25 protein-coding genes and 3 tRNA genes are annotated in these 26815 nt (G+C 38.8%); 12 read left to right on the top strand and 16 right to left on the bottom strand.

Translation table 11 applies throughout. The features are described from left to right. Nucleotides 1-76: transfer RNA gene (locus ACEYX7_RS06220), tRNA-Val, on the top strand. Nucleotides 77-111: 35 nt separating this feature from the next. Then, on the top strand, nt 112-510 hold the full coding sequence (locus ACEYX7_RS06215; protein WP_374804094.1) for a DUF2750 domain-containing protein: 399 nt from the start codon (nt 112-114) through the stop codon (nt 508-510). Between the two features lie 56 nt (nt 511-566). Here ACEYX7_RS06215 and ACEYX7_RS06210 read toward each other — a convergent pair whose 3' ends face one another. The 9 genes from ACEYX7_RS06210 to ACEYX7_RS06170 form a co-directional block, all read right to left on the bottom strand. After that, complete coding sequence (locus tag ACEYX7_RS06210; protein ID WP_374804092.1) at nt 567-1262, bottom strand: response regulator; 696 nt, start codon at nt 1260-1262, stop codon at nt 567-569. 86 nt (nt 1263-1348) lie between these two features. After that, nucleotides 1349-2119, bottom strand: coding sequence for a phosphate ABC transporter ATP-binding protein PstB (gene pstB, locus ACEYX7_RS06205; protein WP_374804100.1), 771 nt, complete (start codon nt 2117-2119; stop codon nt 1349-1351). Between the two features lie 81 nt (nt 2120-2200). Continuing rightward, a complete protein-coding gene (gene pstA / locus ACEYX7_RS06200) occupies nt 2201-3094 on the bottom strand; it encodes a phosphate ABC transporter permease PstA (RefSeq protein ID WP_374804090.1) in 894 nt (297 codons plus the stop codon). A 48-nt stretch (nt 3095-3142) separates the two neighbouring features. Then, on the bottom strand, nt 3143-4126 hold the full coding sequence (gene pstC, locus ACEYX7_RS06195) for a phosphate ABC transporter permease subunit PstC (protein WP_374900318.1): 984 nt from the start codon (nt 4124-4126) through the stop codon (nt 3143-3145). Nucleotides 4127-4420: 294 nt separating this feature from the next. Next, nucleotides 4421-5542, bottom strand: coding sequence for a phosphate ABC transporter substrate-binding protein PstS (pstS, locus tag ACEYX7_RS06190; RefSeq protein ID WP_374804086.1), 1122 nt, complete (start codon nt 5540-5542; stop codon nt 4421-4423). Between the two features lie 340 nt (nt 5543-5882). Further along, nucleotides 5883-6572 (bottom strand): phosphate signaling complex protein PhoU, encoded by a 690-nt coding sequence (gene phoU / locus ACEYX7_RS06185; RefSeq protein WP_374804084.1) that lies wholly within the window; start codon nt 6570-6572, stop codon nt 5883-5885. A gap of 171 nt (nt 6573-6743) precedes the next feature. After that, a complete protein-coding gene (locus ACEYX7_RS06180; protein ID WP_374804082.1) occupies nt 6744-7298 on the bottom strand; it encodes a hypothetical protein in 555 nt (184 codons plus the stop codon). A 148-nt stretch (nt 7299-7446) separates the two neighbouring features. After that, complete coding sequence (yccS, locus tag ACEYX7_RS06175; protein WP_374900320.1) at nt 7447-9648, bottom strand: YccS family putative transporter; 2202 nt, start codon at nt 9646-9648, stop codon at nt 7447-7449. A 203-nt stretch (nt 9649-9851) separates the two neighbouring features. Beyond that, nucleotides 9852-10574, bottom strand: coding sequence for a nitroreductase (locus ACEYX7_RS06170; RefSeq protein WP_374804081.1), 723 nt, complete (start codon nt 10572-10574; stop codon nt 9852-9854). 400 nt (nt 10575-10974) lie between these two features. Here ACEYX7_RS06170 and ACEYX7_RS06165 point away from each other — a divergent pair, with 400 nt between their 5' ends. The 9 genes from ACEYX7_RS06165 to ACEYX7_RS06125 all read left to right on the top strand — a co-directional run bounded on the left by ACEYX7_RS06165 (nt 10975) and on the right by ACEYX7_RS06125 (nt 21760). Next, nucleotides 10975-12093, top strand: a complete 1119-nt coding sequence (locus ACEYX7_RS06165) for a DcaP family trimeric outer membrane transporter (protein WP_374804079.1) — start codon at nt 10975-10977, stop codon at nt 12091-12093. 400 nt (nt 12094-12493) lie between these two features. Next, on the top strand, nt 12494-13618 hold the full coding sequence (locus ACEYX7_RS06160) for a DcaP family trimeric outer membrane transporter (RefSeq protein WP_374804077.1): 1125 nt from the start codon (nt 12494-12496) through the stop codon (nt 13616-13618). Between the two features lie 223 nt (nt 13619-13841). After that, a complete protein-coding gene (hemE, locus tag ACEYX7_RS06155; protein WP_374900317.1) occupies nt 13842-14918 on the top strand; it encodes a uroporphyrinogen decarboxylase in 1077 nt (358 codons plus the stop codon). Nucleotides 14919-15008: 90 nt separating this feature from the next. Next, entirely contained in the window at nt 15009-15833 is an 825-nt protein-coding gene (locus ACEYX7_RS06150; protein ID WP_374804072.1) for a DUF817 family protein, read from the top strand. A gap of 97 nt (nt 15834-15930) precedes the next feature. After that, nucleotides 15931-16548, top strand: a complete 618-nt coding sequence (locus ACEYX7_RS06145; RefSeq protein ID WP_374804070.1) for a phosphoadenosine phosphosulfate reductase domain-containing protein — start codon at nt 15931-15933, stop codon at nt 16546-16548. Between the two features lie 290 nt (nt 16549-16838). Further along, nucleotides 16839-18275: an alanine/glycine:cation symporter family protein gene (locus ACEYX7_RS06140; protein ID WP_374804068.1), complete on the top strand. Its 1437-nt coding sequence runs from the start codon at nt 16839-16841 to the stop codon at nt 18273-18275. A gap of 249 nt (nt 18276-18524) precedes the next feature. Then, on the top strand, nt 18525-18815 hold the full coding sequence (locus tag ACEYX7_RS06135) for a co-chaperone GroES (protein WP_374804067.1): 291 nt from the start codon (nt 18525-18527) through the stop codon (nt 18813-18815). 42 nt (nt 18816-18857) lie between these two features. Beyond that, nucleotides 18858-20492 (top strand): chaperonin GroEL, encoded by a 1635-nt coding sequence (gene groL / locus ACEYX7_RS06130; RefSeq protein WP_374804065.1) that lies wholly within the window; start codon nt 18858-18860, stop codon nt 20490-20492. 233 nt (nt 20493-20725) lie between these two features. Beyond that, on the top strand, nt 20726-21760 hold the full coding sequence (locus tag ACEYX7_RS06125) for a hypothetical protein (RefSeq protein WP_374804063.1): 1035 nt from the start codon (nt 20726-20728) through the stop codon (nt 21758-21760). A 69-nt stretch (nt 21761-21829) separates the two neighbouring features. Here the strand turns inward: ACEYX7_RS06125 and trhO are convergent, their stop codons facing one another. Next, on the bottom strand, nt 21830-22771 hold the full coding sequence (gene trhO / locus ACEYX7_RS06120; protein WP_374804061.1) for an oxygen-dependent tRNA uridine(34) hydroxylase TrhO: 942 nt from the start codon (nt 22769-22771) through the stop codon (nt 21830-21832). Nucleotides 22772-22947: 176 nt separating this feature from the next. Here trhO and ACEYX7_RS06115 point away from each other — a divergent pair, with 176 nt between their 5' ends. After that, complete coding sequence (locus ACEYX7_RS06115) at nt 22948-23403, top strand: DUF1289 domain-containing protein (RefSeq protein ID WP_374804096.1); 456 nt, start codon at nt 22948-22950, stop codon at nt 23401-23403. A gap of 27 nt (nt 23404-23430) precedes the next feature. Here ACEYX7_RS06115 and ACEYX7_RS06110 read toward each other — a convergent pair whose 3' ends face one another. The 6 genes from ACEYX7_RS06110 to ACEYX7_RS06085 all read right to left on the bottom strand — a co-directional run bounded on the left by ACEYX7_RS06110 (nt 23431) and on the right by ACEYX7_RS06085 (nt 26813). Next, nucleotides 23431-24363 carry a HEAT repeat domain-containing protein gene (locus ACEYX7_RS06110; protein ID WP_374900316.1) on the bottom strand — a complete coding sequence of 311 codons (933 nt, stop codon included), beginning with the start codon at nt 24361-24363 and terminating at the stop codon, nt 23431-23433. Between the two features lie 130 nt (nt 24364-24493). Beyond that, nucleotides 24494-25069, bottom strand: a complete 576-nt coding sequence (pth, locus tag ACEYX7_RS06105; RefSeq protein WP_374805509.1) for an aminoacyl-tRNA hydrolase — start codon at nt 25067-25069, stop codon at nt 24494-24496. A gap of 20 nt (nt 25070-25089) precedes the next feature. Then, nucleotides 25090-25389 carry a 50S ribosomal protein L25 gene (gene rplY / locus ACEYX7_RS06100; RefSeq protein ID WP_374805504.1) on the bottom strand — a complete coding sequence of 100 codons (300 nt, stop codon included), beginning with the start codon at nt 25387-25389 and terminating at the stop codon, nt 25090-25092. Between the two features lie 133 nt (nt 25390-25522). Beyond that, nucleotides 25523-26476 carry a ribose-phosphate pyrophosphokinase gene (locus ACEYX7_RS06095; protein ID WP_374805507.1) on the bottom strand — a complete coding sequence of 318 codons (954 nt, stop codon included), beginning with the start codon at nt 26474-26476 and terminating at the stop codon, nt 25523-25525. Nucleotides 26477-26508: 32 nt separating this feature from the next. Then, nucleotides 26509-26583, bottom strand: a tRNA-Gln gene (locus ACEYX7_RS06090). Between the two features lie 155 nt (nt 26584-26738). Next, nucleotides 26739-26813, bottom strand: a tRNA-Gln gene (locus ACEYX7_RS06085). Between the last annotated feature and the right edge of the window lie 2 nt (nt 26814-26815).

Here is a 26815-nt window from a genome sequence, read left to right as displayed (position 1 = left end):
GGGTGCTTAGCTCAGTTGGTAGAGCGTCTGCCTTACAAGCAGAATGTCGGCGGTTCGATCCCGTCAGCACCCACCATATCCTCAGATTCATAATCAAAAAAGCTTAACGCCATGAGTAATCCATATCAACGTCGTCGTTCTAGTAAAAGCCAAGCTGCATTACCGACTCAGGAAGAATTCTATCAGCAGTCTTACATCGATTTTCTGCATCAAATCGTTGCCATTAACCATGTATGGGGACTTGCCAGCGATCATTGGGCATTATGTTCGACCAGTCATGGTGATAAGGCAATGCCAATTTGGAGTAAACAGTCATCAGCATTGATGAACTGTGCAAAAGATTGGAAAGATTACGAGCCACATCTCATTAGTCTAAGAATGCTGTTAGAAGAGATTTTGCCACAGCTCGTGGAAAATAATATCTTGGTCGCAATGGAGCGTACAACTACAGGTGAAGCGATCTATGTTGATCCGAAGATGATCCTTGAGCATATTATTCCTACAGAATGATTTCTACCATAAAAAAGGTGCTGATTTGAATTCAGCACCTTTTTTTATGAATGAAATTAAGACATTGGTGCGAAATAATAACCTTTGCTGCGTGCGGTATGGATATATTCAGATAAACCCAAAGGTTTGAGCTTTTGTCTGACTCGTTTGATGTAAACATCTATAGTACGCTCTTCAATAAACAAGTGATCACCCCAAATGTGGTTCAGTAAATCACGGCGACTATATAAAATGTCACGATGTGTCATCAAAAAATGTAATACTTTAAACTCATTACTTGGCAAATTAATATTTTGTTCACCATATTGAATACATTGCGTCTTTGGATTGAGTTTGAGTTGCCCTTGTACCACAATATTTTCCGTTTTTTCAGGATTACGGCGGCGTAACAGTGCTTGAATACGTGCTATAAGCTCTTTGGGCGAGAAAGGTTTAACAATAAAATCATCCGCACCATTGTCCAATCCTTCGCTACGATCGTAATCTGTACCTTTTGCGGTCAGCATAATGATTGGCAATTTGGCAGTACGTTGTTGTTGGCGTAATTGTTGTATCAAACTCAAACCTGATTGACGTGGCAACATCCAGTCTACCAGTAGTACGTCAGGCAATTTTCCTTGAATAATAAATAATGCATGATCTGCATTTTCAGCGATAAGCGTACGAAATCCTGCCTGTTCTAATGCCATACAGATCACATCTGCAATGGCAATTTCATCTTCAATAACCAATACGGTTGGTGCATGTTGCATTGGCTGTTCTCCTGTATCGTGATTCTCATTTCACCAAAAATAGGGATCAAAATGATCTCAATCTCTACAAATAAGGCTGAATCAAATTAGCCAAATTTACCTGTGATATAATCTTCCGTTTGCTTGTTCTGTGGGCGATTAAAAATGTCTTGGGTCTTGCCAATTTCAATTAAATCACCGAGATACATATAAGCGGTATAGTCCGAAACGCGTGCCGCTTGTTGCATATTATGTGTAACAATGGCGATGGTATAATCATTTTTCAGTTCAGTAATCAACTCTTCAATAAACAAAGTCGAGATTGGATCAAGTGCCGAAGTGGGTTCATCAAGTAATAATACTTCAGGCTTACATGCCACAGCACGTGCGATACATAGACGCTGTTGCTGACCGCCTGACAATGATGCTCCTGATTGTTTTAGTTTGTCTTTGACTTCATTCCACAGTGCAGCTTTATTCAAAGCCCATTCAATACGGTCATCTAATTCGGCTTTGTTTAGATTTTCATAGAGCTTAATTCCGAAAGCAACGTTATCATAGATCGACATCGGGAAAGGTGTTGGTTTCTGGAAAACCATACCAATTTTGGCACGCAATAAATTGACATCTACATCTTTACTAAGCACATTGTGTCCATCAAACAAGATCTCGCCTTCAGCACGCATATTTGGATAAAGCTCATAGATGCGATTAAAAGTACGTAGAAGTGTAGATTTACCACAGCCAGATGGACCAATGAATGCTGTCACTTTACCTTGTTTAATATCTAGATTGATATTTTTTAAGGCGTGGAATTGCCCATAATAAAAATTAAGATCACGAATACTCAGCTTGGCAGCATGACTGTCATTAGGCATCGTAACGCTTTGTTGTGTTGCAAATGTTGGGGTGTTAATTACGATATCGTTCATCATTTATATCCTATTCAAATGGGTCTATCAATGGCTTTTGCTGCTTAACCAGCGTGCTAAGATATTGATAAATAATACAGTTAAAGTGATAATCAATGCTGCTGTCCATGCAAGACTACGCCAATTTTCATAAGGACTCATCGCAAATTGGAAAATCACATTCGGTAAATTGGCAATCGGTGCATTCATATCCGTGCTAAAGAAGTTATTGTTCAAGGCGGTGAATAATAATGGTGCGGTTTCACCTGCGATGCGAGCAAATGCCAGTAATACACCTGTCATCACCCCAGCTTTGGCGGCTTTTAAGGTGACCATAGTGACTAATCGCCATTTTGGTGTACCTAGTGCGTATGCTGCCTCACGTAAGCTATTCGGTACCAGTGCCAACATATTCTCGGTGGTACGTACTACAACAGGAATGACCAATAAAGATAAGGCAACTGAACCTGCCCAACCAGAAAAGTGACCTTGCTGTGCAACAATAAGTTCAAACACGAATAAACCAATCACAATGGATGGTGCAGAAAGTAAAATGTCATTGATAAAGCGAATTACACTGGCAATTTTACTTTGGCGACCAAATTCTGCTAAAAAGATGCCACATAAAATACCAATCGGCGTACCGATAAATAAACCGCTTACGGTGAGCATTAAACTACCTAATAATGCATTCCGCAGACCGCCTTCCATGTTTGGTGCGGGGGTATCTTGGGTAAAGACAGCCATATTTAGACCGCTTAAACCTTCAGAAAAAAGTGTGTACAAGATCCATATCAACCAAAATAGACCAAAAGCCATACACAGCCAAGACATAGTAAGATTGAAGCGATTTACCCAAAGACGACGCTGGTAACGCTGAGGATTGCTCGCCTGAAATGGCGAAGTTTTAGTTTGACTTAATGTCGATGTCGCAATTGTCATGACAAATTCCAATATATTCCAATAATTTAAATGTATCAGTGCGGCATATTAGTGTGCTTGACCTTCACGCTTTTGCATTTGTACCAATAAAATTTTGGCAATACTCAAGATGGCAAAAGTAATCAAGAACAACACTAAGCCAAGATAGAGCAGGGAAGATAAGTGCAGTTGATCCACTGCTTCACCAAATTCGTTAGCCAGTGCAGAGGTAATCGACACGCCTGATTGGAAACTATTAATGCTGAGATTGAACGCGTTACCAATCACAAAGGTCACTGCCATGGTCTCACCCAAAGCACGTCCTAAACCCAGTACAATACCCCCGACTACACCAGTTTTGGTATAAGGCAACACCACATTACGCATCACTTCCCAGCGTGTACAACCCAAACCATAAGCAGACTCTTTGAGCATTTCTGGCACGATCTCAAATACATCTTTAATCACTGATGAAATAAAAGGAATAATCATGATGGCAAGAATAAGACCTGCGGTAAATAAACCAATCCCCATCGGTGTGCCAGTAAAAAATTGGTTTAAAATCGGGATGTTCTTACTCAACTCGATAATATGCGGCTGTACGTATTTGCTGAATAAAGGTGCAAACACAAATAAACCCCACATACCATAAATAATCGATGGAATACCTGCTAATAGCTCAATCGCAGAATTTAAAAAGCGTTGGATGCGTGCAGGGCAAAGTTCGGTCAAAAACAATGCAATACCAAAACTTACAGGTACTGCAATCACCAATGCGATCAGTGATGTCACAGCTGTGCCGTAGATTGTAGCCAAAGCTCCATATTCACCAGCGACAGTATCCCAATTGCTACTGGTAAAAAATTGCAACCCAAAAGTCTTCATGCTTGGATAAGCACCAACGATCAAAGACAACAATATGCCAAGTAAAGCGGATAAAACCAAAAGGGCAAAAAAACGTGTGGTATTCACAAATAACCAATCTAAGCGGCGTTGTGTTTTTAATTTGGCATCAAGTTGTTTATCTTGCGAAATCACGCAGATCATCTCCATAGTTTGGACCTGATCTTATATTAGGGAGCAAATATGACATCACCATGACAAAACTGTGACAAATTTATGACACTATTTTGAGCAATCCAAAAAGATTTAAATTTTTAATAAGATATTGAATAATCTGATAAATTGGAAAAAATAAAGCCGTATAATGTACCGTGGTGAACACATTATACGGCAAAATAATATCAGTAAAGTGCAGCGTTATTATATGAAATTATGCTTATTTTTTATCGACTCTACTGATACGCCCTGAGTGACTACACATCCTTGTGCGGTGTATTTCAGGGATTATGGAACAAGTGGCTTACCTTGATTATCAACGACTTTTTTCCATTCAGCACGCACCAAAGTTTTTACTTCAGCTGGCAAAGGAACATAATCAAGTTGTTTTGCTGCATCATCACCGCTGCTATATACCCATTCAAAGAAATCCAATACACCTTTAGATTTTGCAGCATCAATCGCTTGTTTTTGCATTAAGATAAAGGTTGCTGAAGCGATAGGCCAAGCTTGTGCATCTGCTGAGTTCGTTAATTTCACACCAAAGCCTGGTGTGCCAGCCCAATCTACTTTAGCCGCAGCAGCAAAGCTTTCCTGCGTAGGTTGGACAAATTGACCTGCAGCATTTTTCAATTGTGCATGTGCCATGTTATTTTGTTTTGCATAAGCATATTCAACATAACCAATTGAGTTTTTGATGTTGTTTACAAAAGTAGCTACACCTTCGTTACCTTTTCCTGCTGTACCTGTATTGGTCGTTGGCCATTTCACAGTATTGGCAGCACCGACGGTTGATTTCCAATCTGCCGATACATCGCTTAAGTATTGAGTAAAGATAAAGCTCGTACCTGAACCATCAGCACGGAATACTGTAGTGATATTGGCATCAGGCAATTTTAAATCTGGATTTAGTGCAACGATTGCTGGGTCATTCCATTTTGCAATCTTACCCAAATAGATACCTGCTAACACTTCACCAGTAAGTTTGAGTTCACCGGCTTTGATACCATCTACATGAATAATTGGCACTACACCACCAATTACTGTAGGGAATTGTACTAAACCATTTTTTTCTAAATCTTCAGGTGACATTGGGGCATCAGTCGCACCAAAATCGACAGTCTTACTGGTGATTTGTTTTACACCACCTGAAGAACCGATAGATTGATAATTGATTTGTGCACCTTTGGCAGCCTTAAATGCTTGTGCCCATTGCACATATACGGGTTGTGGGAAAGATGCACCTGCACCAGTAAGACCTGCAGTAACAGGTTGTTGGCTACCTGCGGTAGACGACGCACCCGCTGTACCTGGCGTGGTCGAATTTTGTTTATTACCACAACCAACCAAGGCAATTGCCACCACAGTTGTTGCACAAATTGTTGTCAAAGTTTTTTTACGAAAATTCATCACAGTTGTTTACCTACATATGCCTAAAACTGGCGTTAGCGTTGCGTTAAATTGCTTTAACGTGAATAAGCTTAAAGCGTCATCCTTAATCTGAAACATGATATTGTCATTTAATCATGCTCAATCTTTGATGTATCGGTGATTTTTCTGATCTTTAGCTTGATGGAAATCATTTCCTGAGGCAGTGGATCAAAAAAAGTTGGTAGAGATTGTTGTGTGAGGGCTTGAATCTCTACCGCTTGTCTAAAACTATAATCATCAAATATGTCAAAATTGTGACTGATGATATAATTTTAATCACTTTAAAATAATTTAATAAAAACAATACTTTAATTTTTTATTAATGGTTGTTTGAGACATTTTGATGACGAACATCTACTGCTTCAACCAAATAGATAATATGTTCGCTGATATTTTTACAGTGATCACCCACACGCTCTAAAGATTTATTAATCATCATTAACCAAATCCAAATACTAATACGTTGTGGATTTTCCACCATATAAGTGCTGATGATACGAATCTGTTCACGGTAATCTTGATCCAAGAAATTATCCATCTCACGCAGTTCAGCAAAAGCACTGGTGTCGAGCTGATGGAACGCATTCAAGGCACGGTTCATCATCGGCATAGTCAGTGTAGATAAGCGATAGGTGTGATACATTTCTTGTGTGGTAACGTGGTAGTTATCCAATAAATCTTGCATAATAAAAGCAATCTTTTTGATTTCATCACCGATACGTTCTAAATCAATACTGACACGGCTCATGGTAATAATAAAACGTAAATCGCTGGCAGTAGGTTGGCGACGTGCGATGATGGCTTGGCATTCTGCATCGATGGTGACATTGAGTTGATTAATATCTACTTCGTGTTGCAAAATGCGATCTAAATCTAATTCATCTGCGTTAAATAACGTATCCATGACGATATCTAAACTTGATTTACATAATTCGCCCATGCGTGCGACATATTGATGAATACTGTCCAATTCACGATCAAAATTTGAAGAAATATGCTGTTCAGCCATGTCAAATATCCTTTACTGATTGTTGAATGGCTTATAGTTTAGTCAGTAATTATGACAAAGTTTTGACGCCCACTTATACATCATCTGAGACAGGCAGAATTTTTAAATAAAAAAAAGCATTTACCTTGCGATAAATGCCGAGTTGAAAAGTGACACCAGTTTTATAATGTATTAAAAATTTTTTGGGCTACCCACTGTTTCAGTCAAATGCTTACGAATTGTATCGAAAGAAAATTGACGTGTATTCATACGTTTAGGGAGGAAAAAAGAACCTTGCTGACCTTTGACTTTAAAAGTCATCAACAAAAACTCTGGATGATCATACCATTCATCAACATCTTTCCAAGCAATGTTACCAGTCGCTTGTTGCATGCCCATTTTTTGTTGCATCACCATACCAAATGGCTGGATACCTAATTTGACACCGCTAATTTCTTGGATTGGCACTTCATTCATTTTACGTTTTGCATACCATTCAAAACCGTAAATACGCACCAAGATAAAAGTAATCACACCAGCTAAAATTACCCAAGAAAAAATCGTTGAATAATTTTTGATAAAAATAAGACATAAAATCGCTATCGCAGTCAATGCACCTAAGATTGCCCAAGTACGATTACTGATTTTATTAGAACTTTTTAGCATCATTAGTTGGGCGTGGCGTTGTTCTTCAACACTGACTTCATAAGGAACGGGTTGCAAAGTATAGCTAAGCGGTGTAGTCATGATGATCCAAAAAGCATAAAAATTTTCCGTATTCTATCACCAAATGCCTACAAAACCTATGGTTAATTGGCGAGAAATCCAACGATTTGTACTATATCTATTCTATAATTTTAATCTAAGAATGTGTGACTGCATTAAGTTCAGCAAATTAACTTAATGCAGTTTTATGTACATGACCATCAATTTCTTCAAAAATCAATGTCTGCTTGAGTTGCCATATTTCAGGGAGTAAATGTAAGATTAAGCTGACTTGTTGTAGAATAACACTGCTGTGTTCATCTAATTGGTTGAGCTCTTGCTTAAGTATATTTAATGCGGCTTGAACTTTCAGGCTTGGGCTGTGATCAAATAACAATGCACCTTTGACATCATCAAGTGTAGTATGCAAAATATCTAATACGTCTTTGTTATCAACCAATTCACGATGAGCACCCAAAGCCGAAATATAACCGAGCAAGGTATGGCTTAGGCATAACATCTTAAAGGCATTTTGTTTATAGTCTTCATCAATGTCAGGCTCAGTTGCCAAAGTTGAAATAAGTGATGCCAGTTCTGCATCCAAATTGTTGGCTTGACGGCGAACAATCCGATAGGGCAGACCGTTATTACGCCCTTGTTCGTATTGCACAATAATTTCATGTAGATAATCACATTGGCTCTGCATGGTTTTTTGCAAAACTTTTGGGAGACTACGAAATTTCCAGTCTGGCCAAATGTACATCAAACCTAGCCAAGACAAACCACAGCCAATAATGGTATGAATGGCACGAGGGAGTGCGACACTGACATTTGGATCGGCAAAATGAAAATTAATCATTGCCATGAGTGTGATAAACATGGTTGCTTGTGCATATTGTTGTGCACGAAGTTGTACAAAAAGCACACCGCTAATAATTGAAAAAATCAACAACCCTAAAGTAGACGGTATAAAGTAGAGAATAAAGCTACCAATCGCAATACCAGCTAAAGTTCCATAAATTCTTAGTTTCAAACGTCGTTCAGTGGCGTTAAAGTTAGGCTGACAAACAAATAAAATGGTCATCAAAATCCAATAACCGTGTTCAAGCTGAAATAATTGTACTAAGGTATGCCCCACGACCAACAAGATAGACAGCCGAATAGCATGACGGAATAGTATCGACTCAGGATTGAAGTTACGTTGGATACGTTGTTGAATATCTTGCCAACCATTTAGGCGTTCATCGACCAAACTATCATCCTCTATTTGTTGGTCATGTGCGGTATTTTGTTGATCTTTATATGCGGTTTGCATTACTTTTTGCAGGGCTTTGGCATAATTTTTCTTGCTTATTGATAAAGATTGTTTGGCAATATATTGTAACTGTGCATCGATTTCTTTGAGATTAACTGCTAGAGCATTGAGTGCGTTGATCTTGACGGCATCATAGCATTTTGGGTTGTACTGATGTTCAAGATGTAATTGTGCCAATGATGCTTTTAAATTGGCGAAGATACGTTTGAAGCGACGATCGTGTTGATAGTGTTGCTGATAATGAATCGCCTGTGCCAAATCACGGCACGCTTTACCTTGCAAGCTTAAGATGCGTTGAAAGCGAAACAGAATATCGCTGTGTTGAAACACTTTCACCAAACGTTGATAATCAATATGGGCTGAACTCGTACGTTCATGAATGTCTTGAGCGATAAAATAATATTGTAAGCTTTGTCTTGTATCACGTTGTCCACGATCGCCTTTTAGACGTGTAACGAGAGCAACTCGCGTAGTATTAAAGCTATCCACCACTTTGGCATTGGCTAAAGAGAGATCAATCAAACTTTGCTGATAGCTGTCTTCGGTCATATCCACATCAAAAATATTTGCCTTGGCATGCAGGAATTGTCCAAGTTCTTGAAAACATTGTTCTAAATGTTGTTGTACTTCTCTGACAGGAAACAATAAAAAACTTAAAGTAGATAAAAAACCATACCACATCGCACCAGCCAACAGCAACAATGGATGTTGATACCAGTGTTCAAATACACCTACACCAAGCATGCTATAGACTGAAATCACCAAACAGCCAAAACTAATCAAAGCATAACGGCGACCTAAAGAGCCAAGTAAAATCAGCACAAAGCAAACAACAATCAGCATCAATCCAAAAAGGATTGGCATGGGGAAAAACCACTCAGCCAAGCTTGCAGTGATAAAAAAACCGATGTAGGTAAGCAATAAATTACGCAAACGTAGAGAAAAGCGATCATCAATATCACTCAGTGCAGCAGCAATAACGCCCAACGAAAGCGGAATAGTCAGGGCTTGTTGCCCCAAATAGTAAGGCAAAAAAGCCGTACCTGCAAAAGCCAATACCAAGCGGATGCCATACATAAAATGAGCATGATTGCCGATACGTCTTATGGGATGTGGTTTGTCCAAGTTGAACTCGAAATAAAGCGATTTTTTATAAGATAAATTATAGCTTTAAGCACGATGAAAATGCACCAAATTTATCAAGGCGATCGCATTAATTTAATCAAAAAAAATCACTCATGTTATGATGAGTGATTTTTGGACGATGACATCAATGCATTTTATTCTAAAAATGTTGTGAATTCATCAACTGCAATACGTGGCGTAATAAATGTATTCACTAAAGCATCAGGATCAGCATAACCGAGAGCAATAGTGCATACCAGCTCTTCATCTTCAGGAATACCCATCAGGTCTGTCACGATCGGGTGAAAATGATTCCATGCTGCCTGAGGACAAGTGTCCAAACCACGTGGTTTGGCAGCAACCATTACATTTTGCATCATCATAGCGATGTCCATTTTTGAGCCAATACCCATGGCTTTATTGACAGTAAAAAACAATGCTACGGGTGCATCAAATAACTTGAAGTTACGCAGATGCTGTGCTGCCATTTTGTCTTTATCACCTTTTTGAATACCCAATAATCCATACAATCCCCAACCATTTTCACGGCGACGGTCAATAAATGGCGAGATCCATTTTTCAGGATAATATTTAAAGGTTTCTTGATATTGTTCTGCTAATTCTGGATTTTCACTGACTGCTTTTTGTGCTTCACATACTTTTTCAACGATTTCATCACGCTTTTTACCCATCGCCACATATACTTTCCATGGTTGGGTATTGGTGCCTGACGGTGCACGGCTTGCAACGGCTAAAATATCTTTAATCACCTGTTGATCTACTTGGCGATCTAAAAAAGCACGCACTGAATGACGAGAGGTAATGGCATCATCTACAGCTTGGATGTTTTGTTGTTGAGTTGATTCAGAATTTGACATGAACTGCTCCTAATTTTGCGTCATATTTTCGCTAAACAAAAAAATGGACTGTTAGTGAAAATAAATAATATAAACTTTATCAATATAGCCCAAAGCAATATATATGAAAAGTAAATATTAGATTTATTCAAAAAGATAATTTATTTGATATTTGAATTATAAAATTAGGCTATATTTTTATGTCATGTAAATACACAGATATGTGTAAAAGTTGACAAAAAATAAATTTTTTAATAGAGAAAACAAAAAAAACTTTACAAAATATTTACATTGACGCTAACATATGTACTAACAAGTGTGCGTAGATAGGCTACAGTCATGCCTTATTCAGGCAAAATGGCATTCACTTGCGTTAAAACATTATTTTCTTACACTCATTTATGAGTATCAGGAGTTTAAAATGAGTATTTCTTTGCAAAACAAAGGATTAATGAAAACTGTTGTAGCAATGTCTGTGGCATTGATGGCAAGCCAATTCGCACAAGCAGAAGGAATTAGCTTCACAACTAAAAATGGTGCAGAAGCAAAACTTTACGGTGGCGTACGTGTTGATGCTGCGTATTCAATCCGTGGTACTGACGCAGTGTTCCATGATGTGTCAACAAACAATGGCGAAAAAGTAGGTAAACTTGTAACAACTGCAAAATTGACTCGTCTTGGCTTTGATTTCAAAGCACCAGTAGAAGGTCAAGAAGTTGGCGGTAAAATCGAAGGTGATTTCGCTGGCAATGGTGAAGGTAGCAAAGCATTTCGTCTTCGCCACGCTTACATGACTACAGGTAACTGGTTGATCGGTCAAACTGATTCACTATACGGTTCTGACAACGAGCCAAGCATCATTGACAACAGCGATCCTGTTGGCGGTGACAACAGCGACCGTAACGTACAAGTACGTTATACAATGCAAACTACACCAAGCACAACTGTTGCTGCTGCTTTAGAAAGCCAACATGCTGCTGGTAATGACGGTGCAACTTACCGTATCCCTGCATTGTCTGCAAATCTTTCTCAAGACTTAGCTGGTAAAGGTGCTGTATCTGTACGTGGTTTAGTTGTACCACACCACGTTGTTGCGCTTGACAAAACTAAAACTGGTTTTGCAGTAGCTGCTGGTTTTAACTACCAAGTTGCTGAGCCAGCTAAAGTAATGTTAGACGTTGCTTATGGTCGTGGTCTTGAGTCAAACGTAGGTTCATCAGGTACTTTCGCTATCGTAGATGGTAAATACCGTCAAAACCAATATACATCAGTATTAGCTGGTGCTGAGTTCCAAGTTGCACCACAACTTGTAGCGAACGTTGGTTATGGTGTATTACGTAACGATACAAAGAGCGAATTTGCTAAAGCTCAAGGCGACAAATTCAACAAAACTGTATACCACGGTTTTGTAAATGCAGTATATAGCCCAGTTAAAGCAATTGACTTAGGCGTAGAATACGGTTTCGGTCAACGTAAAGACGTTGCTGGTAAAGCGTACAAAGAACAAGCAGTTAATGTGATGGCTAAATACAAGTTCTAATACTTGCTGATTTTAATCACATAAAAAGTGCCCATTTTCGAATGGGCATTTTTATTGGAAATTTATTTATTGTGAATGGTATCACATTAAATAGTTTAATTTTTCTTGATGATTTATGCTATTTAAATTAAAAATAATTATAATTATCATAAAGATAGACCTTTTACTGCGTCTCTAAAATTATGTATGTGAAAGACTTATGACAAAAACTTACTTTTTATGAAAAAACGCAAAAAAAACTTTACAAAATATTTGTATAAGCATTAAGATAACTCAAGCCATTGTGATGAGCACGATGTGGTCAGTGCTTATCACAGTACGCCATATAGGTGGGAATACCTATTAGCCTTTCGAGAAATTATGTTTACAAACGGTTCACTAGGAACATCTGGAGATAGAAATGAATCTTTCTTTGCAAAACAAAGGATTAATTAAAACTGCGGTTGCGTTGTCTGTTGCACTTGTGGCAAGCCAATTTGCACAAGCAGATGATTTAAGCTTTATGACTAAAGGTGGTGCAGAAGCGAAGTTCTACGGTAATATTCGTGTTGATGCAGGTTATGCGATTCGTGGTACTGATGGTATTTTCCACGATGTTGCGTCAAAAGACAATATGGGTGCGAGTGTTAAGAAATTTAACACAACCGCAAGTGCTACACGTTTTGGTTTCGACTTTAAAGCACCTGTAGAAGGTCATAACGTTGGCGGTAAAATCGAAGGTGACTTCCGTGGTGCTGGTGATGCTGGTAAGGCATTCCGTCTTCGTCATGCTTACATGACGTATGATAACTTCCTAGTAGGTCAAACAAGTTCACTTTATGCCTCTAACAATGAACCAGCGATCATTGACTTTAATGATCCAGTAGGCGGTGATGCTACACCACGTAACCCACAAGTGCGTTACACTACAGAAGTTGCACCAGGCACTAAATTTGCTGCTGCTTTAGAGAGTCAACACACTGCTGGTGATAAAGCAGGTGCTAACGAGATCGACTACCGTGTACCAGCTGTATCAGCAAAAGTAACTCAAAACTTGGGGCTGGGTACAGCAGAAGTACGTGGCTTAGTTGTACCACACTATGTTAAAAACCTAGACAAAACCAAAACTGGTTATGCACTTGCTGCAGGTTTCAACTATAAAGTTGCTGAAACTGCAAAGGTATTGCTAGACGTGTCTTATGCACGTGGTCTTAAAGCAAACGTTGGTGCAACAGACACATTGAATGCGGCTGGTCAACAAAACCAATACACTTCGGTTTTAACTGGTGTTGAAGTACAAGTTGCTCCACAAGTAACAACTACGCTTGGCTATGGTGTATTGCGTAATAAAACCAATACTGAATATGCGAAGAGTGTTGGTCAATCTTTGAACCAAACTGTTCAACATGGCTTTGTAAATGCTGTTTATAGTCCGAATAAAGCAGTTGATTTGGGCGTAGAATATGGCTTTGGTCAACGTAAAGACGTTGCTGGTAAAGCATACAAAGAACAAGCAATCAACATGATGGCTAAATACAAGTTCTAATCTGTATATAGCTTCATCTTATAAAAAATGCTCATCTTCGGATGGGCATTTTTTATGTGAATCTGTATGGCAGTGCTGCTGTTTAAACCAATGTGTTGATGTCCTTTTGGAAGATTTTAAACTCAATATGGATAGGAATTTTAAATTTTAGTGATTGTTAAAAGTCATTTAGCTTATGGTATAAATTTGCTATGATGCATGAAATTATCTTGAGCAAATATAGATGTCAAATTTTCCAATATTAAAAAATGATCGCTTTTTGCGTGCGTTAAATCGTCAGCCGATTGATACTACGCCTGTATGGATGATGCGTCAGGCTGGGCGTTATTTACCAGAATACCGTGCCACACGAGCGACCGCAGGTGATTTTTTATCCTTATGTAAAAATGCTGATTTTGCTTGCGAAGTGACATTACAGCCGTTACGTCGTTATGAATTGGATGCAGCGATTTTGTTTTCGGATATTTTGACAGTGCCTGATGCCTTGGGCTTAGGCTTGTATTTTGAAACAGGTGAAGGCCCAAAATTCCAAAAAACGGTACGTACAGAGCAAGATATTGCCAATTTACCTAAAATTGATGTGAAAAGCGATTTGGGTTATGTGATGAATGCTGTATCGACTATTCGTCATGCTTTAAATGGTCAAGTACCATTGATTGGCTTTACGGGTAGTCCGTGGACATTGGCGACTTATATGATTGAAGGTGGTTCGAGCAAAGAATATCGCCATGCCAAGCATATGATGTACGCACAGCCAGAATTATTACACGCATTATTGGATCATGTCAGCGATGTGGTGATTGACTATCTCAATGCACAAATTGATGCAGGGGCACAAGCAGTACAGATTTTTGATAGCTGGGGTGGAACCTTGGCACACCGTGAATATGTTGAATTTTCACTGAATTATATGACCAAAATCATCAATGGTTTAAAACGTGAACATGATGGGCAAAAAGTGCCTGTGATTATGTTTACCAAAGGTGGTGGACAGTGGCTTGAACCGATGGTGGCAAGTGGTGCGGATGCCTTGGGCTTGGATTGGACGACGCCGTTAGATGTAGCACGCAAAACTGTCGCAGGACGTGTGGCATTACAAGGTAATCTCGATCCAGCGACTTTATACGGCTCACCACAACGCATTCAGCAAGCAGTCAAACAAATGCTAGATGATGCTTATTCTACAGGTGAAAATACGGGCTATGTGGCAAATCTTGGGCATGGCATCACGCAATGGGTCGACCCTGAACATGCCAAAGTGTTTATTGATAGCGTACATCAATATCAAATTCCACGTTAATCATATTTAAATTTCACCCTATCTATACACAAAAATATGTTCGGATAGGGCTGTATTTTTTATAAACAAAATTGAGTTTTAATTAATAATATGTCGTATGCCATCAAAAACTATATTATCGCATTTTTTGAATTAGTCAAAAATTCAATCTCAGCGGCATCGTTTGGTATTTTATTATTGTTGGCATTTGTAGTGACTGCACCGATGGGACATGATGCCTATTATGGTTTCTATCGTTATGATTATTTATTGTTTTTTTCTTTGCTTGTGCAAGGGTTATTATTATATTTTAAATTAGAAACATGGGCTGAAGCCAAGGTGATTGCCTTGTTTCACTTTTTGGCATTTTTGATGGAATTGTTTTTAACCCATCCTGCTATTGCATCATGGCAATATCCACAGCCAGCGGTGTTTAAAATCTATACTGTTCCTTTGTTTGCAGGCTTTATGTATTCTGCGGTAGGTAGTTTTTTTGCACGTAGCTTACGCTTGTTTGATATGCAATTTGAACATTTACCTAAGTTTGGCTATTTATTTATTTTGGCGATTTTGTCTTATTTAAATTTTATGACGAAGTTTTTTGTACCAGATATTCGTTATATTTTATTTGTAGTATCAGTATATTTATTTTACAAGACTAAATTATCTTTTGTATTAAATCACACTCGTTATCAATTGCCCATGTTGCCCATATTATTGTTATTGGCATTTATCATTTGGATTGCGGAAAATATCAGTACTTTTTATAAAATTTGGTTATATCCAAGTCAAGTTGAACAGTGGCATATGGTCGGGTGGGGTAAGTTTGGTTCGTGGTATTTGTTGTTGATGCTGAGCTTGGTTTTGGTCTTAAAAATTTTAGGTAAAAGAGATGAAAAAGCTCAGTGGCGATTGCATGAAAGTCATTTAAATTGATACAGTTATAAAATATTTTGCTAAAGGCAAAATATCACATCATCAAAAAGTATGCTAAGATAAAATGGTATTAATTTTTTAAATTTAGGAAGGAAATATGCTAGATTTAGCACAAATTAACGCCGATTATGGTAAAGATAGTCAAAAATTGATTGAATGGGCATTAGATTTAAATAAAAAAGCCATTGTGACCACGAATTTCCGTCCATTTGAAGCGGTGATCTTACATATGCTGACACAAGTTCGCCCTGATATTCCTGTAGTGTGGATGGATAATGGGTATAATACTGACACTACTTATCGCTATGTCGAAGAATTGACTAAGCTTTTAAACTTAAATTTGATTACGTATTTGCCAAAACGTTCACGTGCACACCGTGAAGCGATTGATGGTGCAGTGCCAAGCTTGGATGATCCACGTCATGCAGCATTTACAGAAGAAGTCAAGCTTGAGCCATTTAATCGTGCGATTCAGGAAATCCAACCTGAAGTGTGGTTTACTGCATTGCGTGCGACCGATACTGCACAACGTGCACAAATGCAGCCTGTCAGTATCAATCCTGATGGTTTAATCAAAGTCGCACCACTTTTACATTGGCATGCCAAAGATTTATGGCAATATTTGCAACAGCATGGCTTACCTGATAATGAAGATTATTTTGATCCAACCAAAGCAGAAGATCACCGCGAATGTGGATTACACCTCGAGCATTAATCATTTATTGCTATTTTTAATCAATAAAACCATATTTAAATTAAGGGTTATACTTTGAATGAGTTAACCCTTTTTATTGTTATATAGAAAAATTTTCTATTTTTCATCACTGATTTGCATATATTTTTATATTCAAATGGCAATAGCTACTATCCATTAAAGTATGAGAAGCGTATAATTTTGTATATCTTAAGTTGCTTTATGTGAATACATAATTTTTTAGCAACCACTTTTTTCTCTGTCTTTGAACAAAGTAATTTTTTACATTACGCTTGCTTTGGAAATCTTTTATGAATGGCATTTTGCAACAAGTCGAAAGTGGCTTGCAATGGGTAGTGGATAAATTAGATGGTCCGCTGTGGGACATTACCGTGATTACCTTGATTATCACGGGTCTATTTTTTACTATTTCAACAGGTTTTGTACAAATCAAACTGTTTGGTCGCAGTATTAAAGAAATTTTGTCTGGTACAAAATCAAATGATAGTGAAGCATTGACTTCATTCCAAGCTTTTGCAACAGGTCTTGCAAGCCGTGTTGGTGTAGGCAACATCGGTGGTGTGGCAACAGCGATTGCATTAGGTGGCCCTGGTGCGGTGTTTTGGATGTGGGTGATGGCATTGATCGGTATGAGTTCTGCTTTTGCTGAATCGACATTGGCTCAAGTTTTTAAAACACGTAACGAAGACCAATCTTTCCGTGGCGGTCCTGCTTATTATATTTCTAAAGGGTTGAAAGCACCTTGGCTCGGGGCGATTTTTGCACTGATTTTGGTCTTCACTTTTGGCTTTGCCTTTAATGCTGTACAGTCAAACTCTATCGTGAAGGCAACTACAGTATGGCACTGGGATCCTGTTTATGTTGGTGTTGCTTTGGTATTGCTGACGGCTGGGGTGATTTTCGGTGGTGTAAAACGTGTTGGTAAAATCTCATCGATCGTTGTGCCGTTTATGGCATTGATTTATTTGGCGATTACCATTGTTGTTATGGCGTTAAACATTCAATTATTGCCAGGTATTTTCAAATTGATTATCACCAAAGCATTTGAATTTGAAGCCATGGCAGGTGGTATCTTTGGTGCGTTATTCTCTCAAGCCATGTTAATGGGTATCAAGCGTGGCTTGTTCTCAAACGAAGCAGGTATGGGTTCTGCACCGAATGCTGCTGCATCTGCAGATGTGCCGCATCCAGCTATACAAGGTTTGGTACAAATGCTTGGTGTATTTGTCGATACCTTGATTGTGTGTAGCTGTACTGCGTTTATTATTTTGTTGTCAAATAATTTCGGTAGTGCGGATTTCCGTGGTGTAGAATTGACCCAAAGTGCTTTACAGCATCATGTTGGTGCTTGGGGTGCGCATTTCTTAGCTTTATCATTATTTTTATTCTGTTATACATCGATTATTGGTAATTATGCCTATGCAGAAAGTAATATTCGCTACTTGAAAAATAATCCAACTTTGGTGGTGATTTTCCGTTTAGCAGTATTATTCTTCGTGTACTTTGGTGCAGTGAGCGACGGTGGTGTGGTGTGGGCATTTGCTGATACGATTATGGCGATGATGGCAATGATCAACTTAGTGTCTATTTTACTGTTAGCACCAATTGTATGGCTGGTACTCAAAGATTACCAACGTCAATTGGCAGAAGGGCAGTCACCAGCGTTTCGTGTGGAAAACTATCCGCAATTATTGAAAAAAGGCGTCAGTGCAGAAATTTGGAAATAATCTTTATTTTTAAATCTTTACGTTGATGACTCAAAATAGCGTTATTTAAAGATAACGCTATTTTTTTGTTTATAAAAAGATAGAAACTCATTTAGATTAAAAAATAATCTTTCAAAAAAAAATTTTTCAAAATTTCCTTGAATGCCTTGTTGTCTAACCCCACTACATTTACAAGAATTTAAAGCAAGCAAGACTTTGTGCGTTTTAAACACAATTTAAATCTAGGTTCAGTCCTAAGTGGAGTAAAACATGAGTAAAATCCGTCCTTTACATGACCGTATCGTTGTTCGTCGCGTGGAAGAAGAAACCAAAACTGCAGGCGGTATCTTATTACCAGGTTCTGCAGCTGAAAAACCATCGCAAGGTGAAGTCATCGCTGTAGGTAATGGTCAAATTACTGACAATGGCGTGCGTGCTTTGGATGTTAAAGTAGGCGATAAAGTATTGTTCGGTACTTATGCAGGTACGACTGTAAAAGTTGAAGGCGAAGAATTACTTATCATGAAAGAAGCTGATGTATTAGCAGTTCTTGAAGGTTAATTTTTAAATTAAATCATTTTTATAGAAATTTTGGAGTAGAACATGTCAGCTAAAGACGTAAAATTTGGTGATTCAGCACGTAGCAAAATGATTGCTGGTGTAAACGTACTTGCCGATGCAGTAAAAGTGACTTTGGGCCCGAAAGGTCGTAACGTTGTAATCGACCGTGCTTATGGCGCGCCACATATCACTAAAGATGGTGTAACGGTTGCTAAAGAAATTACTTTGCAAGACAAATTTGAAAATATGGGTGCACAATTGGTGCGTGAAGTATCTTCAAAAACCAACGATGTTGCTGGTGATGGTACAACCACTGCAACAGTATTGGCACAGGCGATTTTAAACGAAGGGATCAAATCTGTGACTGCAGGCATGAACCCAATGGATTTAAAACGTGGTATCGACATTGCAGTAAAATCTGTAGTAGAAAGCATTCGCAACATTGCAAAACCTGCTGATGACTTTAAAGCGATCGAACAAGTCGGTTCAATCTCTGCAAACTCTGACCATACTGTGGGTAAATTAATTGCTCAAGCGATGGAAAAAGTGGGTAAAGAAGGCGTGATCACCGTTGAAGAAGGTTCAGGCTTTGAAGATGCTTTGGACGTGGTTGAAGGTATGCAGTTTGACCGTGGTTATATCAGCCCATACTTTGCTAATAAGCAAGATACCTTGACTGCTGAATTAGACAGTCCATTTATTCTTTTGGTTGATAAAAAAATCAGCAATATCCGTGAATTAATCACTGTATTAGAAGCCGTTGCAAAAACCGGTAAGCCATTGTTAATTATTGCTGAAGACGTCGAAGGCGAAGCGTTGGCAACATTGGTTGTAAACAATATGCGTGGCATCATCAAAGTATGTGCGGTGAAAGCCCCAGGTTTTGGTGACCGTCGTAAAGCAATGTTGCAAGACATTGCAGTATTGACTGGTGCAACAGTGATTTCTGAAGAAATCGGTATGTCTTTAGAACAAGCGACTTTGCAAGATTTGGGTACAGCTCACAAAGTAACTGTGTCTAAAGAAAATACTGTACTTGTGGATGGTGCAGGCGATGCAGCTCAAATCGCTGAACGTGTAACGCAAATCCGTGCACAAATCGAAGAATCAACTTCTGATTATGACCGTGAAAAATTGCAAGAACGTGTAGCGAAATTGGCTGGCGGTGTTGCAGTGATTAAAATCGGTGCAGCAACAGAAGTCGAAATGAAAGAGAAAAAAGACCGTGTAGATGACGCATTGCATGCGACACGTGCTGCGGTTGAAGAAGGTGTTGTTGCAGGTGGTGGTATTGCGTTGGTTCGTGCTGTAAAAGCTTTAGATGGCTTGAAAGGTGCAAACGAAGACCAAACTGCAGGTATTAACATTTTACGTCGTGCGATCGAAGCACCGTTACGCCAAATCGTTTCTAACGCAGGCGATGAACCATCAGTAGTGATCAATGCTGTGAAACAAGGCGAAGGTAACTATGGTTATAACGCTGCGACTGGCGAATATGGTGATATGTTGGAAATGGGTATTCTTGATCCTGCTAAAGTAACACGTTCTGCATTAGAACACGCTGCATCTGTTGCAGGCTTGATGTTGACGACTGAAGCGATGATTACTGATATTCCAGAAGACAAACCTGCTGCACCAGATATGGGCGGTATGGGTGGCATGGGCGGAATGATGTAATTTAGCCTTTTGCACAAATAAAAGCTCTGCTAGACTTCGGTTTAGCAGAGTTTTTTTAGAATAAACGTGAAGTGAAAAATAGCTGATAAAAACTATTTTTGTCATTAACTAAAAATATAGCCAAAGAAATGTGATAAAAAGACATTGAGAAAAAACCAAATTTCTGTATCATACATCAAGTAAATCACGCCTTTATTTTGCATTTTATTTTCGGTCAAAAATACAATACGATCATGCTAAATCATCAACTGGAACTTGATAAAATTCGTGAAGAATTTAGTCAAAATAGTAACTTACAAGTATTAAGCGTAAAATACTTTAATGACACACGTCCAGAGGTTCGTTGTTTTTTAGCTGAGCATGAGTGGGCTCAGATTCAAGCTTCTCCTGCTTATCCTTATGACGTTGTAGAGATCAAAAACTTTATTAATCGTTATCGTAATGATGAGTATGAGCCAATTGCTTTGTTGGTTGTGGAAGCAATGCATGTTGATCTACATCAACATACTGATTTGAGCTTGGATGAGTTCAATCAGCAGCTCAATGCATTGTTGCGTTATGCAATTCGTTTTGATGACCATCAACAACCCAAGGCAGCTTTGGCATTGTGTGATGTATATTGGTATAAAGCGCAGCAGTTAAAAGACAAAGACTTTTTTAAGGCAAGACATTTTTATCAAAAAATAGTCAATGAAGCCCAAAAGATCGATGATCCACTTTTGGCAGCAAAAAAAATCAAAGCATTGATTGCAATGATGGAGCTGCAATATACCCAACAAAACGATGCAGCAAGAGATAAGCAACTTTATCTTGTACTAGAACATTTAAATGATATCGATGACAAAGAAAATCCAGAACTATGCGAAAAAGTAAAAGATCTGTTACAGTTTTATATTCAACATCGGATTAGGCTATCTGAAGAAGAGTATGACGTGGTCGCATTGAATCAGTTTTTGCAGTATGTAGAAGAACACGAGTTTTTGCAGTTTATTTTGCTTAAAACGGCATATTTACAAGCAGATTGGCGAGTGTTGTCATCTTTTGTATTTTTCTACTGGATACTAAAAGAAAGAGCACAACAGATCAAATTCTTAGAAGCGTATTATGCGATCAAAGACAATGAGGATGATTTGATCAAGCATATCCGAGAAGATTATCAATTTTCTACTGAAGATCGACGAGATGTGTATATCGATATGTTGTATCAAGAACGTGAAAAATATAATTATCGTGAAAAATACCGAACCATGTTCAAACAGAGAAGCTAGAGTAGCTAAGATAGTTAAAAAAGACCATGAGCGTTGCAGACATCATGGTCTTTTGTATTTATTGGCTAATTATTTTGCGTTTTGTTGTCGTTGTTTTGCCAAATCCAATTGTTTTTGACGCATACGGAAATTTTGTTTTTGCTGTTCTGTGGTCTTATCAATACAGTGTAAGCAAGATACGCCATGTTCATAGCTGTCCAATTGCTGTTCTTCGGGCGTAACAGGCCAACCACAAGCATGACATTTTTCATTCATCCCTTCTGCCACACCGTGCGTGACCGCAGTACGTCCATCAAACACAAAGCATTCACCTTGCCATAGACTTTGCTCTTCTGGCATTTCTTCTAAGTATTTCAAAATGCCACCTTTGAGGTGATACACTTCGTTAAAGCCTTGTTGTAAAAGTAGTGAAGTGGATTTTTCACAACGAATACCACCAGTACAAAACATGGCAATTTTTTTATCTTTGTGTTCAGCCAAATGTTTTTCTACATACTCGGGAAACTCACGGAAGCTTTCGGTTTGTGGGTCGATTGCCCCTTTGAATGTGCCTGCTTTGTATTCATAATCATTACGCGTATCAATCACAATCACATCATCTTGGTTAAGCAAATCATTCCATTGTTGTGGGTCAAGATAATGTCCAACCAAATCGCGTGGCTGTACATCAACGCCTAAAGTCACAATTTCTTTTTTCAGTTTAATTTTCATTTTACGAAAAGGTTTGTCTTGGCTAAAAGATTCTTTATATTCTAAGCCATCAAAACCTTGCTCTAATAAAAATTGTTTCAAGCTATCAATGGCTTGGCGATCGCCTGCTACTGTGCCGTTAATGCCTTCACCAGCGACAATTAGCGTACCGCAAAGATTAATTTTTGCCACCAAATCTAATAATTGTTGCTGTAAAGCAGCGGCATCGGCAACAGCTTTGAATTGATAGAGGGCGGCTAAAATCCAAGGCGATTGCGTTGAATCTGCGACAGGTGCAAGCTGTTCTACAGGCTGAGTCATGGCGAAATCCTAAACTAAAAAATAAGAGCGAAAATAAATTTGTGCTGTATTCTACCGTAATCTACACTATAATGCGAATGCCTGATTTATCCTTGTTTTTGTCAATGACTATCCCAAAATCAAACATTACCATACGCGATGCAGAAATTGCCAATCGTCTGCAAAATCGTCAAAGCATGACTCCTTGTGCAGGGCGTTGTTCGACGGTATTTGGCGATCATGTCTGTCGTGGTTGTCGACGTTTTAACCATGAAGTGATTGACTGGAATAATTACAGCTTAGAACAGCAAGCGGTGATTTGGCAGCGTTTGGATAGGGAAATTGATCAGATTTTATTGCCTTTATTGCCGCATTATCATTTGAGTAATGTTGAGCAATTTTTGCATGCCAAGCGTGTACGCTTAATGCCGAATGCCAGTGTAGGGCGTAAGCTGTATCATGCTTTAAAGTTTTGTGAAAAATCCCCTGCGTTTACCGCAGAGAGTGGCTTGGGTATTGATGCCAGTCAAGTCAAAAAGTTATGGAAAGACTTCGAACAAAAAATATTAACACTTGCCGAAGCACATTATGAATTGGCGTGGATTCGTGCCAATTTAATTGGGCAAGCAGATAAAATGCAAGATGATGAATAGATAAATTGCAAACAATAAAATTAAAATTTACAGGTTATCTCTTGATTTGATCTTGGTATTACTACATTGTTCAATGGCATCTTGTATTACATCTAAATCATAGTCTGATAATTGATTTGCATAATTTTCTTTAAGCTTTTGAAGGTAAGGTAACAAACTACTCAAGCCCAGAATCCCACTGGCTTTAATCGCATATAAAGTATCAGGAAATAAGGATAAGTCGTGCTTTAAGGCATCTTCGATACTGTTATCACCACGTTCAGCTAAGCCAACTAGAGCTTCACCACGAACGTTAGTATCTTTATCACTAAGCTGTTGGTGTAACGCATTACGGATTTTTGCATTATCAGTTGTAATCTGTGAGCCTAGCGCAAAAGTTGCCCAATCACGAATATATGCTGACTCATCTTGACATAGCCCAATGATTGCATCTATTGCATCATCACGCTCAAAACCCATTAAGGCATGATTGACACCACTTCTTACATGCTGTTTTGGGTGTTTAGCTAATATGACTAATCGCTGAATTGCCCGCTCGTCATCTTTTCTTAAACGATGTCCTAATCCATGGCAAGCCGATGCAACCACATCGTCATCATTGTCATCTAATAGATTTATCAATTGTTGTGATGCATAGTCATAGTATTTTTCGGGTTGCTGATAGCCAAGAGAGCCTAAAATATCCGCTACAATTTGCCGTTTTGCAGGCTGTGAAGAGGCGAGTAAATTTTGACAAATTTCTAATTCTTCATCTGTGCCATTGGTTTGTAATTGATGTATATAGTGCCAATATTCATCATATAATTCTTCAGTATCTTGAGTAGATTCTTGTTTTAATACTTCATTTTTCTGCTCAACTTTGTTAATTTCAAGCATTAGATTCAAAGCACGCTCTACCAGCTCATATGCTGAAAGTGTTTTGATAAATGCTAAAAATTCATCCAATTCTTCATCGTGCATATTATTTTCCTACAGTATAGTAAAATTTATTTTATTTTTGATGAAAAAGTAGCTGTAGTCAAGAATATTAGATGACGTGGGAAAATGATTTGTAATAACAGATAGGGAGAATAAAATGTTAAAAAAGCAATCAACCTTTGTAACCATTAATATGCTGTGTGGCATAGTTTAAATCGCCATTCACTAGCCATTTAGTATAGTTTACTGCATGGGCAATGGCAGCATCCATCACATCTTGTTCGGCACGAGGGGCTTTACCCAGTACATGTCCAGACACTTTATCTTTATGCCCTGGATGACCGATACCAATCCGCAAACGTAAAAAATCTGCACCAATGTGGGGAACGATATCACGTAAACCATTATGCCCGCCATGTCCACCGCCTTTTTTTACACGGATGACACCAGCATCCATATCGAGCTCATCATGGGCGATAAGAATTTGTGAAGTAGGGATTTGATAAAATTTGGCAAAAGGCACAACTGATTGACCAGAACGGTTCATATAAGTAAGGGGTAATAATAGACGTACATCTACGCCATCAATATTGCCACGACCGTTATAGGCATTATATTTTTTATCTTGATTGAGTGCGATATTGTATTTTTCAGCTAAGCTTTCGACAAACCAAAAGCCCGCATTATGTCGAGTTTGGGCATATTCCGCACCCGGATTGCCCAAACCCACGATGAGTGATAATGGCAAAGCACGCTCACTCACAGCAATTAGCCTACACGTACGAAGTCAGCATGCATAGGAGTATTCTTTGCAGGGTGACGTTGTAAAGCTTGGATACGTACAGTGTGGTCTTGACCGTCAACTTTTACAGTCACATCAGAAGTGAAGAAAGCTTCGCTTTCTAATGCTTTTACCACTTGGCGTAATTCTAAAGAAACAGATAATGGTTCTTTGTCACCACCATAAATGATGGCTGGGATTTTAGCTTCACGGCGAAGGCGGCGGCTCGCACCTTTCCCTTCGTGTTCTGCTGAACGAGTTGTTGCGTCTAATACAAAAGTAGTCATGAGATAATCTCTACATTGAACAAAAATATCGGTAAAACTTGCGACCAGTTTTACCACCAAATGTACTCAAAAAATGCTTTAAGCTAAAGATAATTTGAGTACACATTCTTTAAATAATTTAAATCATTAACAATTATAAATAACTGTCAAACATAGCACTGATAGATTCTTCGTTGTTAATACGACGAATGGTTTCAGCAACCATTGAAGATACCGATACTTGACGTATTTTACCCAAAGCAATCGCTTCTGGTGATAACGGAATAGTATCGGTCGCGACCAGCTCATCAATCACAGAATTGCGTAAGTTTTCAATCGCTTTACCAGACAATACAGCGTGTGTTGCATAAGCCAAGACACGTTTTGCACCGAATGATTTCAATGCTTCAGCCGCTTTGCAAAGCGTACCAGCAGTATCCACCATGTCATCAACGATTACACAGTCACGACCGTTCACGTCACCAATTAAATTCATCACTTGTGATTCATTGGCTTTTTGACGACGCTTGTCGATAATCGCTAAATCGATATCACCCATCAATTTGGCAACCGCACGTGCACGTACCACACCGCCGACATCAGGTGAAACCACGATTAAATTTTCGTGTTGTTGTTGACGCAAGTCAGCCAATAATACTGGCGTACCGTAGATGTTATCTACTGGAATGTCAAAGAAACCTTGGATTTGGTCAGCGTGCAAGTCGATCATTACTACACGGTCAATGCCTACAGTGGTAAGCATATCTGCAACCACTTTGGCAGAAATCGGTACACGTGCAGAACGTGGACGACGATCTTGACGAGCATAACCAAAATATGGAATCACCGCAGTAATACGACCAGCACTTGAACGGCGTAATGCATCCGCCATGATCAAGATTTCCATAAGGTTATCGTTGGTTGGTGCACAGGTAGATTGAACGATAAACACATCCTTACCACGTACGTTTTCAGTGATTTCGATGGCGATTTCACCATCAGAAAAACGATTCACTGACGCAGAACCTAAAGGAATGTGTAGATGGCTAACTACTTTGTGAACAAAATCGGGATGAGCATTACCGCTAAAGACGACAAGATTGGGCATTGTGCACCGCTTTATACTTTGGAATGGAAATATGGCAGGGGCGGCTGGATTCGAACCAACGGATGGCGGGATCAAAACCCGCTGCCTTACCACTTGGCGACGCCCCTAATAATGCCGACAAATTTTAGGGATAAAAGCGATAAAAGTCAAGGTTACGATGCATGGCTTTTGCAAATTTTATGTATAAAAAATAGACTTGAGCGGCATATCCAAAATGCTAGGCAATAAAAAAGCACCTTGCGGTGCTGATTTATATAGAATATGGCAGGGGCGGCTGGATTCGAACCAACGGATGGCGGGATCAAAACCCGCTGCCTTACCACTTGGCGACGCCCCTAA

The sequence above is a fragment of the Hubeiibacter jixunmingi genome (genome assembly GCF_041928215.1).
Lineage (GTDB): Bacteria > Pseudomonadota > Gammaproteobacteria > Pseudomonadales > Moraxellaceae > Acinetobacter.
This window is presented reverse-complemented; position numbering and strand designations above follow the sequence as displayed.

What these genes read in the sequence shown, in the direction of transcription:
- ACEYX7_RS06215 (WP_374804094.1), top strand. Translation starts at nt 112, where the DNA reads ATGAGTAATCCATATCAACGTCGTCGTTCTAGTAAAAGCCAAGCTGCA.
- ACEYX7_RS06210 (WP_374804092.1), bottom strand. Translation starts at nt 1,262, where the DNA reads ATGCAACATGCACCAACCGTATTGGTTATTGAAGATGAAATTGCCATT.
- pstB (WP_374804100.1), bottom strand. Translation starts at nt 2,119, where the DNA reads ATGCCTAATGACAGTCATGCTGCCAAGCTGAGTATTCGTGATCTTAAT.
- pstA (WP_374804090.1), bottom strand. Translation starts at nt 3,094, where the DNA reads ATGACAATTGCGACATCGACATTAAGTCAAACTAAAACTTCGCCATTT.
- pstC (WP_374900318.1), bottom strand. Translation starts at nt 4,126, where the DNA reads ATGGAGATGATCTGCGTGATTTCGCAAGATAAACAACTTGATGCCAAA.
- pstS (WP_374804086.1), bottom strand. Translation starts at nt 5,542, where the DNA reads ATGAATTTTCGTAAAAAAACTTTGACAACAATTTGTGCAACAACTGTG.
- phoU (WP_374804084.1), bottom strand. Translation starts at nt 6,572, where the DNA reads ATGGCTGAACAGCATATTTCTTCAAATTTTGATCGTGAATTGGACAGT.
- ACEYX7_RS06180 (WP_374804082.1), bottom strand. Translation starts at nt 7,298, where the DNA reads ATGACTACACCGCTTAGCTATACTTTGCAACCCGTTCCTTATGAAGTC.
- yccS (WP_374900320.1), bottom strand. Translation starts at nt 9,648, where the DNA reads ATGTATGGCATCCGCTTGGTATTGGCTTTTGCAGGTACGGCTTTTTTG.
- ACEYX7_RS06170 (WP_374804081.1), bottom strand. Translation starts at nt 10,574, where the DNA reads ATGTCAAATTCTGAATCAACTCAACAACAAAACATCCAAGCTGTAGAT.
- ACEYX7_RS06165 (WP_374804079.1), top strand. Translation starts at nt 10,975, where the DNA reads ATGAGTATTTCTTTGCAAAACAAAGGATTAATGAAAACTGTTGTAGCA.
- ACEYX7_RS06160 (WP_374804077.1), top strand. Translation starts at nt 12,494, where the DNA reads ATGAATCTTTCTTTGCAAAACAAAGGATTAATTAAAACTGCGGTTGCG.
- hemE (WP_374900317.1), top strand. Translation starts at nt 13,842, where the DNA reads ATGTCAAATTTTCCAATATTAAAAAATGATCGCTTTTTGCGTGCGTTA.
- ACEYX7_RS06150 (WP_374804072.1), top strand. Translation starts at nt 15,009, where the DNA reads ATGTCGTATGCCATCAAAAACTATATTATCGCATTTTTTGAATTAGTC.
- ACEYX7_RS06145 (WP_374804070.1), top strand. Translation starts at nt 15,931, where the DNA reads ATGCTAGATTTAGCACAAATTAACGCCGATTATGGTAAAGATAGTCAA.
- ACEYX7_RS06140 (WP_374804068.1), top strand. Translation starts at nt 16,839, where the DNA reads ATGAATGGCATTTTGCAACAAGTCGAAAGTGGCTTGCAATGGGTAGTG.
- ACEYX7_RS06135 (WP_374804067.1), top strand. Translation starts at nt 18,525, where the DNA reads ATGAGTAAAATCCGTCCTTTACATGACCGTATCGTTGTTCGTCGCGTG.
- groL (WP_374804065.1), top strand. Translation starts at nt 18,858, where the DNA reads ATGTCAGCTAAAGACGTAAAATTTGGTGATTCAGCACGTAGCAAAATG.
- ACEYX7_RS06125 (WP_374804063.1), top strand. Translation starts at nt 20,726, where the DNA reads ATGCTAAATCATCAACTGGAACTTGATAAAATTCGTGAAGAATTTAGT.
- trhO (WP_374804061.1), bottom strand. Translation starts at nt 22,771, where the DNA reads ATGACTCAGCCTGTAGAACAGCTTGCACCTGTCGCAGATTCAACGCAA.
- ACEYX7_RS06115 (WP_374804096.1), top strand. Translation starts at nt 22,948, where the DNA reads ATGACTCCTTGTGCAGGGCGTTGTTCGACGGTATTTGGCGATCATGTC.
- ACEYX7_RS06110 (WP_374900316.1), bottom strand. Translation starts at nt 24,363, where the DNA reads ATGCACGATGAAGAATTGGATGAATTTTTAGCATTTATCAAAACACTT.
- rplY (WP_374805504.1), bottom strand. Translation starts at nt 25,389, where the DNA reads ATGACTACTTTTGTATTAGACGCAACAACTCGTTCAGCAGAACACGAA.
- ACEYX7_RS06095 (WP_374805507.1), bottom strand. Translation starts at nt 26,476, where the DNA reads ATGCCCAATCTTGTCGTCTTTAGCGGTAATGCTCATCCCGATTTTGTT.